This is a genomic window from Flavobacterium sp. TMP13, assembly GCF_050847115.1.
GTDB lineage: Bacteria > Bacteroidota > Bacteroidia > Flavobacteriales > Flavobacteriaceae > Flavobacterium.
The window spans coordinates 2,753,619-2,770,091 of the sequence record NZ_CP193656.1; the positions used below are offsets into that span (position 1 = coordinate 2,753,619).

General features: G+C 33.7%; 13 protein-coding genes. 2 read left to right on the plus strand and 11 right to left on the minus strand.

Annotated features, from left to right (window positions below):
* Positions 1–100 precede the first annotated feature (100 nt).
* The 10 genes from ACRASX_RS12050 to ACRASX_RS12095 form a co-directional block, all read right to left on the minus strand.
* Positions 101–739, minus strand: a complete 639-nt coding sequence (locus ACRASX_RS12050) for a response regulator (protein ID WP_432221394.1) — start codon at positions 737–739, stop codon at positions 101–103.
* Positions 729–1,478, minus strand: a complete 750-nt coding sequence (locus ACRASX_RS12055) for a sensor histidine kinase (RefSeq protein WP_432221395.1) — start codon at positions 1,476–1,478, stop codon at positions 729–731. The genes ACRASX_RS12050 and ACRASX_RS12055 overlap by 11 nt, the downstream gene beginning before the upstream one ends.
* A 62-nt stretch (positions 1,479–1,540) precedes the next feature.
* Entirely contained in the window at positions 1,541–4,300 is a 2,760-nt protein-coding gene (locus ACRASX_RS12060) for a response regulator (RefSeq protein ID WP_432221396.1), read from the minus strand.
* Positions 4,301–4,314: 14 nt separating this feature from the next.
* Positions 4,315–5,748 carry a hypothetical protein gene (locus ACRASX_RS12065; protein WP_432221397.1) on the minus strand — a complete coding sequence of 478 codons (1,434 nt, stop codon included), beginning with the start codon at positions 5,746–5,748 and terminating at the stop codon, positions 4,315–4,317.
* A 10-nt stretch (positions 5,749–5,758) separates the two neighbouring features.
* Positions 5,759–8,569: a hypothetical protein gene (locus ACRASX_RS12070; RefSeq protein WP_432221398.1), complete on the minus strand. Its 2,811-nt coding sequence runs from the start codon at positions 8,567–8,569 to the stop codon at positions 5,759–5,761.
* Positions 8,570–8,578: 9 nt separating this feature from the next.
* Positions 8,579–9,385, minus strand: coding sequence for a hypothetical protein (locus ACRASX_RS12075; RefSeq protein ID WP_432221399.1), 807 nt, complete (start codon positions 9,383–9,385; stop codon positions 8,579–8,581).
* Between the two features lie 79 nt (positions 9,386–9,464).
* Positions 9,465–10,061, minus strand: a complete 597-nt coding sequence (locus ACRASX_RS12080; protein WP_432221400.1) for a peptidoglycan-binding protein LysM — start codon at positions 10,059–10,061, stop codon at positions 9,465–9,467.
* 167 nt (positions 10,062–10,228) lie between these two features.
* Positions 10,229–10,759: a peptidoglycan-binding protein LysM gene (locus ACRASX_RS12085; protein WP_432221401.1), complete on the minus strand. Its 531-nt coding sequence runs from the start codon at positions 10,757–10,759 to the stop codon at positions 10,229–10,231.
* 209 nt (positions 10,760–10,968) lie between these two features.
* Positions 10,969–11,514: a peptidoglycan-binding protein LysM gene (locus ACRASX_RS12090; RefSeq protein ID WP_432221402.1), complete on the minus strand. Its 546-nt coding sequence runs from the start codon at positions 11,512–11,514 to the stop codon at positions 10,969–10,971.
* Positions 11,515–11,722: 208 nt separating this feature from the next.
* On the minus strand, positions 11,723–12,268 hold the full coding sequence (locus ACRASX_RS12095; RefSeq protein ID WP_066307875.1) for a peptidoglycan-binding protein LysM: 546 nt from the start codon (positions 12,266–12,268) through the stop codon (positions 11,723–11,725).
* Positions 12,269–12,672: 404 nt separating this feature from the next.
* Between ACRASX_RS12095 and ACRASX_RS12100 the strand changes: the two genes are divergently transcribed.
* Complete coding sequence (locus ACRASX_RS12100) at positions 12,673–14,175, plus strand: DEAD/DEAH box helicase (RefSeq protein WP_432221403.1); 1,503 nt, start codon at positions 12,673–12,675, stop codon at positions 14,173–14,175.
* Positions 14,176–14,376: 201 nt separating this feature from the next.
* On the opposite strand, the gene ACRASX_RS12105 is transcribed toward ACRASX_RS12100, so the two are convergent.
* Positions 14,377–14,922 (minus strand): peptidoglycan-binding protein LysM, encoded by a 546-nt coding sequence (locus ACRASX_RS12105; protein WP_432221404.1) that lies wholly within the window; start codon positions 14,920–14,922, stop codon positions 14,377–14,379.
* Between the two features lie 310 nt (positions 14,923–15,232).
* On the opposite strand from ACRASX_RS12105, the gene ACRASX_RS12110 reads away from it, so the two are divergent.
* On the plus strand, positions 15,233–16,468 hold the full coding sequence (locus ACRASX_RS12110) for a YaiO family outer membrane beta-barrel protein (RefSeq protein WP_432221405.1): 1,236 nt from the start codon (positions 15,233–15,235) through the stop codon (positions 16,466–16,468).
* The last annotated feature ends 5 nt before the right edge of the window (positions 16,469–16,473 follow it).

Here is a 16,473-nt window from a genome sequence, read left to right on the forward strand (position 1 = left end):
AGAAGTAATTATTTTATAAAGCCTCATAATCTTTTGATTATGAGGCTTTATATTTATGTATTTACAGTTATTGTTACATTTAAAAAAAGAATAAAAATCACTACTCTTTGTAAAGTTTTAAAATTTCGACCAGTTCTGGTATCGACTTTATGTTTAACTTTTCAAACAATCTGTTTTTATAGGTGCTAATAGTCGATGCATGCAGATTTAAAGTGTTCGAAAGTTCTTTAAGCGGAATGCCTTCGACCAATTTGTTTGCAATTTGTAATTCTCGATTCGACAACGCTGCGATAGGAGTACTTTTTGCAGGTCCGTTTAAAGAAGCTGAAATCATTGCATCTCGTACTTCGTCAGATAAGTAGCGACCCGTGCTGAGCATCGCACTTAGAGCTTGATCAATTTTAGCCGATGAAGACTCTTTGTTTAAATATCCATCTGCTCCAAGTTTTAAATAACGAACGGCATATATTTGCTCATCCTGTGACGAGAATACAAGAATTTTAATACTAGGTTGTTTCAGCTTAATGAAAACGACAGCATCCTGAAAAGAGCCATTGGGCATATTAACATCCAATATGACTAAATCGTAGTTGTCTTTAGAAATTGCACTGTATAATGATATATAATCATTTACTTCAGCCAAATGCGCTTGCGGTTTCAGTTGCTTTATTATCCGAAGCATGCCCATTCTCACAATTTCATGATCATCTGCTACTAGAATACGATCATTATTTAGCATGTTTTTTTTTATTTATAGATTTGGGGAGGCAAATGGAAATTGTTGTTCCTTGATTCTTTACGGATTTGATTACAATATGTCCACCTAACAAAAATACAAAACTCTGAACGATTTTCAAGCTTAATCCCGCACCAATTTCTCCCGTTGTACCTTCATAAACAGGGCTTTCGAATGAGAAAACAGAATCTACATTACTTTCTGTCATTCCGATGCCGTAGTCGGTTATTGATAAAATGTAATTGGTATGGTCTTCTTCTGCAGTAAAAAGTATTTTATTTTTTTTGTGCGAATATTTTATAGCATTGTCTACCAATTTGTTTACTATAAAAAGAAGTAACACTTTATCTGTAATTATATTCATTTCATAATCGCCTTCAAAATCAAACGATAATTCTTTACTTAAAAATTTATTTTCATTTTCTTCTTTAATTTCATCGTAAAAATTGAAACCGTTTAAAACATCAGCATTAGGACTGAAATTTCCAAATTGAGTTTTCAACCATTCTCCAGTACTCTGTGCTACTGAGAAATTTTTTGTGGCATCTTTTTTAATCTGTGGCAGCATCTTAAAAAAATCATCTTTACTTATTGTGTCGTCCTCGTATGCTTCGATTAGCCACTTAATGTTACCGAATATTTGTTTGCTGTCGTGCGAAATTAAAGATATCCAGCCTGTTAGTAGGTTATTTTCAGTTTTAAGTATTTCGATTTCTAGTTCTAATTTTTCTAGTTTAGTCATGATCTGGGTGTGTTTTACTTCAATTCTTAATTTAAAAGTAAGCGTGCAAATTTAACCTTTTCTCATTCTTTTCCAATCCATTTTTTAACCATATTGGCTAAAGTGAGCTTCAACAATGGTTTAGCCAGAAAATCGTTCATGCCTTCTTGTACACATCTTTCCTTTTCACCTGGCAAACTTCCTGCCGTTAATGCAATAATCGGAATTTCGATGTCACGTTCTAAACTTCTAATTATTTTTGTTGCTTCAATTCCGTTTAATTCTGGCATTCGAATGTCCATAAAAATAAGGTCTGGACTTTCTTTTTTATACTGTGCCACCGCCTCATGCCCGTTACAAGCTTCTATGATTTTGGCATTAGGTACAATTTCCTGCAGATAGGTTTTTGTCAAATACATATTGATCGAATTGTCTTCGGCAACTAAAATTTTTACGCTATGTGTACTATCTTCAGAGTCATTTTCTTTGTGTTCAATTGCCACAGACTGTACTTTCTTGTCATTTTTAAGTTTAGATAAAACCTTGTACATCAAGTTCATTCTAATAGGTTTTACTAAGCGATTGTCAACTTCTAACTCAACGCATGCTTCTTGCAACGTTTCATCATCCGACGAACTGTATAATACAATAAAAGGCGAGTTTTTGTTTAACTCTTTTATTTTTCTGATGGTCTCAATACCATCCATTACTGGCATGTGATAGTCCATGATGATGACATCAAATTGCTTGTGCTCCATCATAGTTAGTAGTGCTTTTAAGCCACTATCCACTTCGGTTACAACTATGCCTTTAATCTCTAACATTCGTCGTAAAATCATTCTATTATTGTCGTTATCATCGACAATTAAGACCGTTTTAATTCCTTCAAGAGCCATTTCAAACTCTTCTTTTTCGGTATTAAAATTAATGTCAAAAAAGAAATGACTGCCTTTGCCTTGTTCACTTTCCAGTTGCAATGTACTATCGGCGAGTTCTAATAATTTGTTTGAAATGGTCAAACCTAAACCCGTACCACCAAAGCGTTTGGTAATACTTGCATCTTCCTGACAAAAGGCATTAAAAATTTCTTTCTGTTTATCAATATGTATGCCGATTCCCGTATCCCGAACTCCAAAACGCATTCGCATTTTGCCTTCTCCGTAATCTTCTAGCACTTTTACGTATACTTTTATTTCGCCTTTTTCTGTAAACTTTAGTGCGTTACCGAGTAAGTTTACAAATATTTGTTTGAGTCGCATTCCATCAGCCCAGATAAATCTTGGCGCATTATGCTCGATATCGATAAGCATTTCTAGGCCTTTTTTATTTACGCTGTAAGACACAATATTAAAAGCTTCGGAAATCACTTCTTCAATATCCACTTTATCGATATCCAATTTCATTTTATTTTTTTCCATTTTCGAAAAATCTAAGATGTCATTAATAATACTGTAGAGTGAAATACCCGATTGATTGATAATTTCTAAATATTGTTTTTGAGTTTCATCTAAGTTGGTTCCTAAAGCTAGCTCAGTAAAGCCAATTATTCCGTTGAGTGGTGTTCGAATTTCGTGACTCATATTGGCTACAAATTCTGATTTAGCTAAATACGCTTCTTCAGCATCTTCCTTTGCTTTTTTAAGTTCATCATTCATTCTTTTTCGTTCTGTAATATCAATCACATTCGAAAAAATTTGTTTATTTCCATCGGAATCTTCCTCTAAAACACTCATAAAGTACCAGATCGCCTGCTCACCATCTTTTTTAAGTATTGACATTTCGCCAGAAGCTTTTCCGTGCTTTTTTATTTCTTTTAAAAATAGTGTAATTCGACTATGTCGTTCGGGTTCTATCAGATCAAAAAGAGAAGAGTTTTGCATTTCTTCTTTAGAAAATCCCGAGGCAATTAATCCTGCTTTATTTACATCTATAAAATTACCATGCAAGTCTAAGACGCTAAGAATTCCACTGATGTTTTCAAACACATTTCTAAATTTTAATTCGCTCTGCATCAATAATTTTTCCTTTTCTACATATTCAGAAACATCACGACCAATAGTGTAGACTTGGTTAGAATCGAGATCGGGCGAGCTGGTCCATTCGATCCATTTAATTTCGTTTGTTTTGGTAAAATATCTATTAGTAAAATTGTGACTAAACTCCCCTTTAATGATGGCAGCTAGCGTTTCCAATGTTTCCGATCGATCATCTGGATGTACGAAATCAATAAAGTCAGACTCGGTAAGTTCTTTGGCTGACCATCCTAATGTTTTGGTAAAAGCGGGATTGATTTTTATAAATTTTCCTTCCAATGAAAAAACGCCCAATAGATCATCAGAGAATTCAAACAAATAGTCCTGATTGGTTAAGCGCTGTTCTTTTTCTTTTATTTTGATCCAGCGATTGACTTGATCGACCGCCTTATTGAGATAAAGGTTGTCTTCTGCAGTGAGAACACGTTCTTTAGTATCAAAGACATTTATACTTCCGAGAACTATATTATTGGAATCGGTAATAGCAAAGGCTGTGCTAAATTTTACTTCTAAATGATTTGCTTTATGAGCAGGGCACAGTTGTTTTTGTTGTTCAAAAAGCGACTGTGCTTTAGATAAATAAGAGGCTGATAAAGGCCATATTTTCTTTAAGCTGTCGTCATTGCTAGCAATAATGTATGTTTTAGTTTCATTAAATAACGTAATGGTACACAATGCAAAATCAGTTATGCTAATGATTGAGTATATTAAAAAATCAAAAGCTTCTCCATATTTATTTTGAAGTATTCCTAATTTATATGTTGTATCCTTTATGTTGGCACTGTACGTTTTTTGAATTTTTTTCATCATTTAAAAGTTTGTCGCTATAAAGCCGTGAAGCTATAAATCACATTAATACTGTACGATTTTTTTTCTTTAGGTATTAGTGATTGCGCCGAAATGGCTGAAATAGTATAGTTTAGATTTAAATTTTTATCAATTTCTGGAGAACCATTGCTCATTAGTATCTGTGAACTTTTAGACAGAGGTATTCTTTTAGAATTTCCTTCGATGCCAATTTCAAGTACATCACTATTTATATTGGTTTGAATTCCGTTTGAATAAAAATAGTTCGCATCAGATTTTACATATAACTCATAATTTTCATTGTTTGAAACACGAATCTGATTCGGAATAACTTTAGTTTGACCTTCATTGTATTGCTGAACGGTGTTAAATAAGAAATTCACTTCAGTGTTGCCTCCAGGAATAGTAATTTCCGATAAAAATGGAACCACTACCGTAACATCCACTTCTTTTGCTGAATTACTAGAGCCGTTGCTAGCTTTTGCATTTAAATTAACTTGAAAAGTATACGTTCCAGCTTCAAAAAAGTAATTTTTAAAATCTTCATTGTTAACCAGAAGCTGAAGCTCAAAATTTGCTCTGTTTCCACGCTCTACTTTAAAGCCGCCAGCAGCAGAGTAATTTTTCTCATTTTTCTCTAGTGCCATGGTAAGTATTTTAGGTTGGTTGCTACCAAGCTGCACCACGGAAACATCAAACTTTCTATTTTTTCCATTTAGTGCTTTAAACTGAACTACTTTTTTCTCACTTTTTGCGAACAAGTCAAAATCAATAGTATGTCCAATCTCCATAGTACCCAAATTGATTGCAAATTGTGCGCCAGTACGAAATTCATTTAAAGAATTAATAGTGACATAGTTGGAAGTGCTTCCTAAAAGCCATCTAATGTCCTCTGGAATAGTAATAAAAGTGCTGAAGCTTTCAGGACTAAATTCTATCGCATACCAACCACTGCGGCCATAATCTTGGGCGATCTGTATTTTGTAATCACCTGCGTAGAATGCGTTGGCCTCGATCTGACTTGAAGGAATGCGAAAGCGAAAAGCAACATTTCCAGCGTTATAACGCGAGCTGGCCGTAGGCTGATACCAAGTTTGATAAGAACTCGTAAACCACTTATATCCAGGCAACACATCACCAGAACGAAAAGGAGCTTGTTGTCCACCTATAGAGGCTAATTGCCATTGTAGAACTGATGTAGGCAAAGTAGTGGTTGGTGCGGACGTATGAATGAAAAATTCACCTGAACTAGACCTAACGTAAGGATCTACACCAGTAGAGCGCCATGAAGAATTTCCTTGAGTATTCATGACGGTTTGAACAGTCGTAAACTCTGATCTGTTAAAGATAGAAGAAGTTGGCAGCGTGATGTGAACATCTTGGGCATGCACAATATGTGTACTGTATAAAAGAAAAAATACTGCTAAAAAAACTGTATATAATATTTTCATAACATTAGATTTAAAATTTTTTGACTTTAATTTGCCTGTCTTTTTTTATAAATTTAAAAAGTAAAATTTCAGGATAATCAGCGTTGTTTAACTGTATGGTTTCTGACGATTTTACGTACTCGTATTTATTATTTTCGATAAAAATTCGATATGTTCCATTTTTAAGAAAAAATTCAAATTCGTCATTTTGATCTACAGCGGTATATGTTTTTATGCCTTGCTCGTCTTCCGCATAAATGATAATACCTCTAACATCAGATTCTAAATCGTCGTAGGTTTGCTTAACCTCAGCTAGTTTACCTTTTACCTTATTACTTTTACCTAATCCTATTTTTAAGTTTACACTTTTGCGTACCAAAATCGTCGGATCAATCATTAAACGGCCGCCACTACTTTCATTGACTCTTAATTTATAACTTCCTTGGGGCACATTTTTAAAAATTACTTTACCACTTTTATCTGTTTTGGCCACATAGCTATCTAGTTTAATAATTTCGTTTGCCATGGCAAATTCGTCTTTATCTAAGATACCATTTAAGTTTTGATCATGAAAAAATTGTAGGGAAACATTATGATAAGCTCCAATATCGCCATTCGAAAAATACTTTTTGATTCCGATTTTAACTTGATAATTGTCGCCTCTAAAACTATTGGCTAACAAAGACTCGTAATTAGAATAGTTGGCATAAGCGGTTCCTGCCCAACTTGGAGTAATCTTGTATTCTAAATTAGCGTTGACATTTTGATTGATATTATTGTACAGTTCTGAATAATTGATCGCTGCTGAAAAATAGCCACTTATTTTGTTTTGTAGCGCTTTAAAATTATAAGAAGTATATAAATTATAATTAATAAAATTTTTGCTTGATTCAGAAAAATAATTCAGATCATAAATAGTGTTGGGGTTGTACTGAATCATTCCGTTTAACGAAAAGTTTTTGTAGTTATAATTAAGCATTGTTTTAAAGCTTGAAAAAGTGTAGCATCTTTCTGTTGCTTCCGAGTACGAATATTCGGCAGACATATTGAATTTATGCGCTTTAAAGGAAGTGCTTACAGTAGTTCGAAATCGATAAGCCAGCAAACCTTCAGCGCTAAAGCTATTGTTGTTTTTTTGTTTTTCTACTTCTGGTGAAAAAATAAAGTTCCACGTATTTTTAGAAATTTGAAGTCCTGATTTTAAGGAATGTGTACTGTAATAAACATTAGAATTAAATATGTTTTGCCCCGTGTTCTCTGGAAGGTACTGATTGTACAAATATTCTGGCTTGGACTGCGAATTTTGATATTGTAAAAATAAACGTTCCGTAGCAGTTAAGCGGTAGCCAATGTTTTGATACAAATTTAAAGAACCTCTGTTCATACCTACATAGTTCGTAGATGCAAAATTGTTTAGTGAACTTAAGTCCCAACTCTCGGTTCTATAGTCATAATTAATACTAGACATAAATCCGCCTTGCTTTTTACTGTCCATTGTGCTTTGCTCTTGACTTAAACCAGTTTCTACTCTTAAATTATGATTTTCAGCCAACGTAAAGCCGGAGCTAAAGTGAGTAATGTACGAGTCTACCGCCAATCGTGGATCGTGATCGTAGAGATAAGAAACTTTTCCGTTGAATTTATTGTACGCTCCAAAACTATATTTTGTTGCAATAGTGGTCGAGCTTTGTAGTTCTGATGTATAGTTGCTGTAAATGTTATAATTAGTATCGATTGCCAAGGCTTCAATACTTTTATTGCTGCCTAATTTGGCCAAAACTTTTGCACCACGACCAGAAACGGAATAATCATAATCGCTTCCGTAAATATTTCCCAATCGTATAGAGGAGCCTTTGCGTTCCAAATCAAGATAGGTATTGTACACACTGTACGTATCGTCATTGTTGTAATAATCAACTGCAGTGTTGAAGACAGAGCGAATTCCTCCTCCTAATTTTAATTCAGAATTGGCTTTAAATTGCGTATAATCAAACCCATTACTTAATTGATTGTAGGCTAATTCCATGTAGTTTTTATCTGTTGCAATGTTTGCATTACGCATCACTTGCGTGCTATTAGACAGCATCATTACCTTGATATTAGTAACGCTAGCTATTTTGTTTTTTTGCAAATCAATTGCCTTGACTTGTATATTGTAATTCGGTAAATAAATATTTTGTTGACGCATAGACAACTTAAGTTCAATGACTTTTTTTTCTTTGCCTTCGAGATTCACACTAATTTGTCTCGGCAGTAATTTTAGACCTGCAAAATTAGACTCCAATTCCAATTGAATGGAACGAGAACCATATCCTGTATTTTCTACAAATATAGAAATAGTAGATTCGGGCAGTACAGGATCAATATAATTTTCTTGAATCATCGGGTACACAAAAACTTCTTCTTCTTCAGTTCTTTGTCTGTAAAATGTAGCTTTTTTTAACTGGGTCGTACCATCTTCGAATGCGTACGATAAGTTAAAGGAGATAGCGTCATTATTCATCTTCATAAAGTCAGTGCTTGCGATAAACTTTACAAAAACTTTTTCTTCACTATTAGGAGCAAGGAATGATGGATTTTTAGGCGCTAATAATATTCCAGGATATTTCTCATTTTCGATTAAACTACGAATAATCAAGCTGCGGTTTGTTCTGTTCTTTATGTGTAAAAAGTTCGTAAAAGTTGTGCCTTGCGTAACTGATATAGTGTCCAATTCAAAATAAAATTGAACATCTTCACTAGGTGTTTGTGCTTGAATAGTTGACGCAGATAAAATAAGGAGCAACAAGAAAACTGTTCTTTTTCGTGGTAGAAAAAACAGTATGTGTTTTAAAGATTTCAAATACAATTTTTAAAATTCAAATGATTTTTCTCCAATCCTCATATCATTAGATCCAGCCATTTTAACAATAACAACTCCCGAATATTTACCTTTTAGGTTGTCGGGCACTTGATGTTTTACCGTTTGATACGTAGTTGGCATCATCGAAATGTTTATTGGATTTAATTTTGTTTCTTCGCCAGTAGCAGTGTTGGTCAATTCCAATTCCACAGTTGCGTCGTTCACTACATTACCGTCATTAAAAAGGCGCACCTGTACAATTTTTGAGTTATCTGCTAAATTTGCTGCGGACTCTATATTCATAAGATCTAAACTGATTGTCTTGTTAGCTGGGGGCGTATTGTAGATGTGTAATCCGAACTCAAACAAAGCTATAATTCCAATTCCTTTATCTAATTTTAATTCATCTTTTTGCTTACCAATTTGAGTGAAAAATAACATTGAATTGGTTAATTCTACAGCCGATGCATTGGCAGGAATTTTCATAGTCACAAGTACTTCTTGCGTTGCCTTTGCTAATAAGTTAATGTTGGTTTCTAGAGTAGAAACCCAAGCGGCATTAGACTGCTTTAAAACTCCTGCATCAAAATAAACTTTGGTTCCATCTTCTTCGCGATTCCAGTCTTTAAGATTAATATTAAATATGTAGTCGTTTTCAGAACCATTATGCAGTGTTACGGTTTGCGTTACAACTTCGCCAGGTTTACCTGTAAAAAATAAACGTGTCGGAGACATGGACACGCCTTGTGCAAAGCCGAATGATACAAAGCCATGTATAAATAAAAATGTAAGTGCAAATTTTAAGTGCTTGTACATAGGTATTGTGTGTTATAATTAATGGATGATAAATGAAATTTGTTAGAAACTATCAGGATCTTTTTCTATAAAATAAACTTTATAATGCGCTTGCAGTATAGGTTACGGTCTGCGTGTAAGTTCCAGCTGGTTTTCCTAAAATATCAGTCGAAGATGATTTTGATTGCGGAATGATATAATCGAGATCCAATTGTAATTTGCTTCCTAAAGCAGCACCGCCAACTAAAACTTGATCGAGTGTAGAGAGTATAACAGGAGTTGATGTTCCTGATAAGGTCGAAGATTCGTTTCTTCGGATGGTAATTACATTAATAGGAATTAAATTTGTACCATTTTCAAAATAGGCTCCATTGGCTTTTACTTTAACATCAAAAGCTTTACTGAAAGTGATTACTAAACTTTTAGGAACAGTGGCTGTTTTTTGCGAATTGTAATCTGCAACAGTTTCATATCTAAAGTCAATTGCTCCTCCATTGGCAGTGCTTTCTGAATCTATGGATAGGACATCGGCCAATATGATATTTACAGAAGTGGATGCTTTTTGAGCATTAACAATAGTACTACAAAAAAAGAGCGCGACAATTGATGCAATTCTTAATCCAAAAAGTTTTAAGGCTAATGTTAGATTAGCATTTTTTTGAAAGGGGGCTAGTTGGGGGCTCAAATAGTTTTTCATAATTGTCTAAGATTTTGAAGGTAGGTTCTACAAAATTACGAGGTGTTTATCATTGATACCGAAGTATATAAACTGAATATTATACCAAAATAGACAAAATTTAAATATTCTCCTAATTCATAGAGCATGAATCAGGAGAATATCTTATAATTTTATTATGATTACAGTTAGATTGCTGTTGCTGTGTAGGTTACTGTTTGTGTATAGGTTCCTACAGGTTTTCCTAAAAGTACAGTCGATGCTTTGTCGGCAGAGATTGAATATTCAATGCTTAACGATTTTTTTGCTCCTTTATCAGCCGCTGCAACCAATTTTTGATCTGCATTTGATAAAGTAATCGTATTAAATGTTCCTGTCATTGTTCCTCCAGATACTGCTTTAATTTGTAAAACATTTACCGGTATACTATTACTACCATTTAAAAAGTTTACTCCATTAGATTTTACTTTTACATCAAAATTGGTAGATGAAGTAATTAGTAAACTCTCCGCAACTGTTACACTTTTAGCGGTGTTATAATCTGCTGCTGTTGTGTAGTTAAAATCTACCACACCACCAACCGCAGCGCCAGAATCAATTGAAATAACATCTGCTAAAATAAGATTTACAGTTGTTGTTGCAGTTTGAGCTTGCGTGTTATTAGTTCCTAAAACGAATGCTGCAAAAGCTAATATTGTGATAACAATTTGTTTTTTCATGGTATTATATATTTGAATTTTTATGTCTTTCTTAGTGTTCTTTTTGAACACTGCAAATGTAGCTTGACCCTGTAGTTTATTTTGTAGTAGAAAATGGAAGTGCCTGTAGTTTAATAACTACATCTCTTAATGTTACTTTTACAGAAAATAAAAAATCCCTCGACAGCGATGCGCTGTTGAGGGATTTTAAAATTATATCTTGCTGTAAATTATAGTGCCGTTGCAGTGTATTTTACTTTTTGTGTATAGGTTCCAGCTGCTTTTCCTAAAAGGAAGGTTGATGCGTTAATAGCAGAAATAGAGTAGTCAATGTTTAAGGATTTTTGAGCTCCTAAAGCTGCATTAGATACTAATACTTGATCAACTGCAGACAACGTAATTGATTTTAAAGAGCCGTTTATTGTTCCTCCACTAACTGCTTTTACTTGTAACACAAATACAGGAATAACGTTTATACCATTCACGAAATTTTCACCTTCAGCTTTTACTTTTACATCAAAGTTCTTAGATGATGTTACAATTAAGCTATTTGCTACCGTTACATTTTTCGCAGAATTATAATCATCTGAAGTTAAATAATTAAAATCCACAATTCCACCAGCAGCGACACTACCTGCATCAATAGAAATTACATCCGATAATTTAAGATTTACTGTAGTACTTGCTGGGTTAGAAACACTTTGAGCAACTGCGTTAGAAGTTCCAAAAACGAATGCTACAAGAGCTAATGCTGCGATACCGATTTGTTTTTTCATGGTATTTTATATTTGAATTTTTATTTCTTTTTTTATGGTTCTTTTGAACATTGCAAATGTAGATTTCTTGGGTATTTTTTTTTGTAGTATAAAATGGAAGTATGAGTAGTTTAATAACTACAATACATGTATTAATATATTTCAAAATAAAATCCCTCAAACAGATGTACTCTGCTGAGGGATTTTAAATATTGTACTGTACTGCTTACTATAGAGCCGTTGCAGTATATTTTACTTTTTGTGTATAAGTTCCAGCTGGTTTTCCTAAAAGTACCGTTGACGCTTTAACAGCAGAAATAGAGTAGTCAATGCTTAAAGACCTTTTAGCTCCTAAAGTTGCATTACTAACTAATACTTGATCAACTGCAGACAGAGTAACCGTTTTAAGTGTTCCGCCCATAGTTCCGCCCGTTACAGCTTGGACTTGTAATACATCTACAGGAATATTATTGGTACCGTTTACAAAATTTGCTGCTTCCGCTTTTACTTTTACATCAAAGTTTTTAGATGAAGTTACAATTAAGCTATTTGCTACCGTTACATTTTTTGCAGTGTTGTAATCATCTGAGGTTAAATAATTAAAATCTACAATTCCACCAGCAGCAACACTACCTGCGTCAATAGATATCACATCCGATAATTTAAGGTTTACTGTAGTACTTGCTGGGTTAGAAACAGTTTGAGCTGCTGCGTTAGTAGTTCCAAAAACGAATGCTCCAAGAGCTAATGCTGCGATAACGATTTGTTTTTTCATGGTATTTTATATTTGAATTTTTATGTCTTGTTTTTTGTTCCTTTTGAACACTGCAAATGTAGATTGGTTGTGTCGTTTTTTTTGTAGTATAAAATGGAAGTGTGTGTAGTTTAATAACTACACAAGTTTTTCTAGAAATAAAAGAGTTTGTACTAGACTTCAATAATATAATAATCTGCAAGAATCTTATAAAAAAATAATACCGACTGAGCGTACTTTTAATATCAGGAAATTTTCTAAAAAACCAACCGTTGATCTGCTGATAAATAATAATTGCTTCGAATGAAAACGAATTATTTAAAATGAAGATATTATAAGAGACTGTAGTTAACGAAATTTTCAAAGAAAGTAACAAGAGCAATTTTAATTCAATAAAAAACAAGTAGTCCTAAATTATTTTAAATATGAAAAGTACAACACCAACCTTCACCTCATTTTACGACTACCAGCAAAAAGACATAGCAACTATTTTTGACACTATAGAGAGTGAACCCAATCGTAAACTTTTGTATCAATTACCTACCGGCGGCGGAAAAACCATGGTCTTTTCCGAGATCGCTCGCAGGTACATTCAACAATATGACAAGAAGGTGATGATTCTTACGCATCGTAGCGAATTGTGCCGACAAACATCAACAACACTCAAAAAACTAACGGTAAACAACCGCATTATCAATAGCAAAACAATTAATTTTAAAAGTAATTCTAGTTGTTATGTAGCGATGGTGGAGACACTTCGAAACAGAATAAAAGAGAAAAAAATAAATACCAAAGAAATTGGACTCGTAATTATTGATGAAGCACACCACAATTCTTTTAGAAAACTAACGCGTAAGTTTAAAAATGCGTTTGTGATAGGTGCTACTGCAACTCCATTTAGCTCTGATATTTCTAAACCAATGAACCGGTATTATGACAGTTTGATAGCGGGCGAAAGTATTGCTAATTTAATTAACGATGGTTTTTTAGCTAAGCCAAAGTCTTTTGTTTATGAGGTAGAATTGAACTCCTTAAAAACGGGTATTCACGGTGACTTTACTGTTAGTTCGAGTAACGACTTATATGGATCAATAGCAATGCAGGAACTGTTGCTAAAAGCGTATAAAGAAAATGCACTGGGTAAAAAAACGTTGATTTTCAACAATGGTATTGCTGTTTCTATGCAAGTTGCAGAGAACTTTAAAGCGGCAGGTATTCCTGTTAGGCATTTGGATAATAAGACGCCAGATGACGAGAGAAAGGAAATACTAAAATGGTTCAAAAAAACAAAAGATGCGGTGCTTACTTCGGTTTCGATTTTGACTACAGGGTTTGACGAGCCGTCTGTGAAACATGTAATACTCAATAGAGCTACGACTTCGATTACGCTTTATCATCAGATGATTGGACGTGGAGCACGCAGGCTTACTTCGAAGAGAATTTTTGGAATCACAGATTTGGGCAATAACATACAGCGCTTTGGCGCGTGGGAAGCACCATTAGATTGGAAATATATTTTTGATAATCCAGATGCTTTTGCAAAACAATTACATTATCAAGCGAGCGGAAGTTCGTTCCAGTCGCATACGCTGACGGCTGAAATATGTGCGAATTTTCCAAAAACTTTAGAAATGACTTTCGATGTAGAAGCTTATTATCAAGAAGCAATTGATACTGATAAAAAACCAAAAACAGTGATACAGCAATCCATCAGACAACAAACCAAGATGTGTTTGGATAATGCAGAATCTTTAAGCCATGCTATTGCTCTTGCTGAAGTGTTGGCGCCTGAAACAGAGTGGCGTGTCAAAGAATATGTAAAATGTCTAGAAAATGCCAGCACTAGTTATAAAAATTGGTTGATAGAAGACTATCAAAATCGACTTAAAGGACTAATTATTAAAATGTATCCAAGATTAAATGCTTAACTTTTGATTTACACTGTATTTTGTATTGCATATTCGTTTTTGATAAAGATTGAAATATTGTAAAGGCATTTAACATCCGTTCGTTTTACCGATTCATCTAAGCAAATTATAGCTGATTATTACTACTTAATAAATGAAATAAAAAAGCCCTCAACAGATTCACGCTGTTGAGGACTTTTAAAAATTATAGTACGCTGCCAGCTATAGAGCCGTTGCAGTATAAGTTACTTGTTGAGTATACGTTCCTGCTGGTTTTCCTAAAAGTACCGTTGATGCTTTAAGAGCAGAAATAGAGTAGTCTATGCTTAATGATTTTTTAGCACCCAATGTTGCATTACTAACTAAAACTTGATCAGCTGTAGATAAGGCAACAGTATTGAATGTCCCAGTCATGCTTGTTCCAGTTACAGCAGTTATTTGAAGTACATTAACTGGAATATTATTTGAACCATTTACAAAATTTGCTCCTTCTGCTTTTACTTTTACATCAAAGTTTTTAGATGAAGTTACAATTAAACTATTTGGCACCGTTACATTTTTTACAGTGTTATAATCGTTTGAATTTACATAATTGAAATCTACAATTCCTCCAGTAGCAGCACTACCTGCGTCAATAGATATTACGTCTGATAATTTAAGGTTTACTGTAGTACTTGCTGGGTTAGAAACAGTTTGAGCTGCTACGCTAGTAGTTCCAAAAACGAATGCTCCAAGAGCTAATGCTGCGATAACGATTTGTTTTTTCATGGTACTTTATATTTGAATTTTTATGTCTTGTTTTTTGTTCCTTTTGAACACTGCAAATGTAGACTGGATGTATAGTTATTTTTGTAGTAGATTGTGGAAGTACATGTAGTTTAATAACTACAGGATTTTTTATTTTATAAGAGAATTAAGGAAAGTACATCTACAGCGGCCTGTTATAAATAAAACAGTTAGTACGATCTATCTTTAGGGAAAAGCGTAAATTAGATTAAAACGAGTGTAGCAATAAAAAGTTCAATATATTTGCATCTTATAGTATTCGCTACTATTTTAACTACTTATTCAATTTTTGATGAAGAAATATTTCAGTTTTTTACTTGTAATAGTAATTTCATTTTCGGGCTACGGCCAAGAAAGTGATAGCTCTGACGAGCTGTTTCAAAAAGCAAGAACAGTCGCTTTTGATCAAAAAGATTACGTCACTGCAATAGCACTTTCAAAACAGGCTTTATTACTATCGCCCGAGTATACTGATATTTCTATTTTTTTAGGTAGATTATATACCTGGACAGATAACTGGGAAGCAGCAAGAGTTGTATTTAAAGATCTTGATTTAAGAGAAGTTCAAGACGAAGATTATTTTGTCGCTTATGCTTCATTAGAATATTGGAACGACCAAAACGAAAAAGCGATTGAGATAATCGACAAAGGGCTGAAATATAATCCTCGCTCGGAAACATTGTGGTTGCTAAAAGCAAAAGTGTACAATGGTGTTGACAATTATGCAGGAGCACAAAAATCCGTCGATGGACTTTTAGCAATCAATTCTACCAATACGGAAGCTCGAGAACTTTCTGTGCGGTTAAATGAGTTAACTTCAAAAAATCAGATCGGTCTAACTTACAATCTGTCGCACTTTGATAAGCAGTTTGATGATGATTGGCATATTATGGGGTTGAGTTATAAGAGAAATACAAAATATGGATCGGTGATTTTGAAAGGAAATTTTGCTAATAAATTTGCATCCAATGGAACACAAGTAGAATTAGAAGCTTATCCAAAATTATCCAAAATTTTTTACATGTATGTGGGTGCTGGATATTCCAATGATGTAGGAATTTTTCCAAAATATAGAACAGGTGCTTCGCTAAATGCCAATTTGCCGAGGAGTTTTGAAGCAGAAATAGGATACCGTCATCTTTATTTTTCAGAAAATCTATTTTTATATACTGCTTCTGTTGGAAAATATTACAAAAATTATTGGTTTAACTTACGTACCTATATTACTCCAGATAGTAAAAATATTTCGCAATCTTATACGGGAACGGTACGGTATTACACCAAAGGAGCAGACGATTACTTTGCTTTTCAAATAGGTACAGGTATCAGTCCAGAAGATTACCGCAGTAATCTTTTAGAAAACTACACCTATAAACTTAAAACTTTTAAAATGGGAGCAGAGTACAACTTTTCCATAAAGAAAGTAAATATTTTTTCAGTTGGGGCTATGTATTTCAATCAAGAATACCAACCACAAAAAAAGGGAAATCAGTATGATTTAAGTGTAGGGTACAGCAGACGATTCTAATACTA

What these genes read in the sequence shown, in the direction of transcription:
- ACRASX_RS12110 (WP_432221405.1), top strand. Translation starts at nt 15,233, where the DNA reads ATGAAGAAATATTTCAGTTTTTTACTTGTAATAGTAATTTCATTTTCG.
- ACRASX_RS12090 (WP_432221402.1), bottom strand. Translation starts at nt 11,514, where the DNA reads ATGAAAAAACAAATCGGTATCGCAGCATTAGCTCTTGTAGCATTCGTT.
- ACRASX_RS12060 (WP_432221396.1), bottom strand. Translation starts at nt 4,300, where the DNA reads ATGATGAAAAAAATTCAAAAAACGTACAGTGCCAACATAAAGGATACA.
- ACRASX_RS12080 (WP_432221400.1), bottom strand. Translation starts at nt 10,061, where the DNA reads ATGAAAAACTATTTGAGCCCCCAACTAGCCCCCTTTCAAAAAAATGCT.
- ACRASX_RS12075 (WP_432221399.1), bottom strand. Translation starts at nt 9,385, where the DNA reads ATGTACAAGCACTTAAAATTTGCACTTACATTTTTATTTATACATGGC.
- ACRASX_RS12105 (WP_432221404.1), bottom strand. Translation starts at nt 14,922, where the DNA reads ATGAAAAAACAAATCGTTATCGCAGCATTAGCTCTTGGAGCATTCGTT.
- ACRASX_RS12050 (WP_432221394.1), bottom strand. Translation starts at nt 739, where the DNA reads ATGCTAAATAATGATCGTATTCTAGTAGCAGATGATCATGAAATTGTG.
- ACRASX_RS12085 (WP_432221401.1), bottom strand. Translation starts at nt 10,759, where the DNA reads ATGAAAAAACAAATTGTTATCACAATATTAGCTTTTGCAGCATTCGTT.
- ACRASX_RS12100 (WP_432221403.1), top strand. Translation starts at nt 12,673, where the DNA reads ATGAAAAGTACAACACCAACCTTCACCTCATTTTACGACTACCAGCAA.
- ACRASX_RS12055 (WP_432221395.1), bottom strand. Translation starts at nt 1,478, where the DNA reads ATGACTAAACTAGAAAAATTAGAACTAGAAATCGAAATACTTAAAACT.
- ACRASX_RS12065 (WP_432221397.1), bottom strand. Translation starts at nt 5,748, where the DNA reads ATGAAAATATTATATACAGTTTTTTTAGCAGTATTTTTTCTTTTATAC.
- ACRASX_RS12095 (WP_066307875.1), bottom strand. Translation starts at nt 12,268, where the DNA reads ATGAAAAAACAAATCGTTATCGCAGCATTAGCTCTTGGAGCATTCGTT.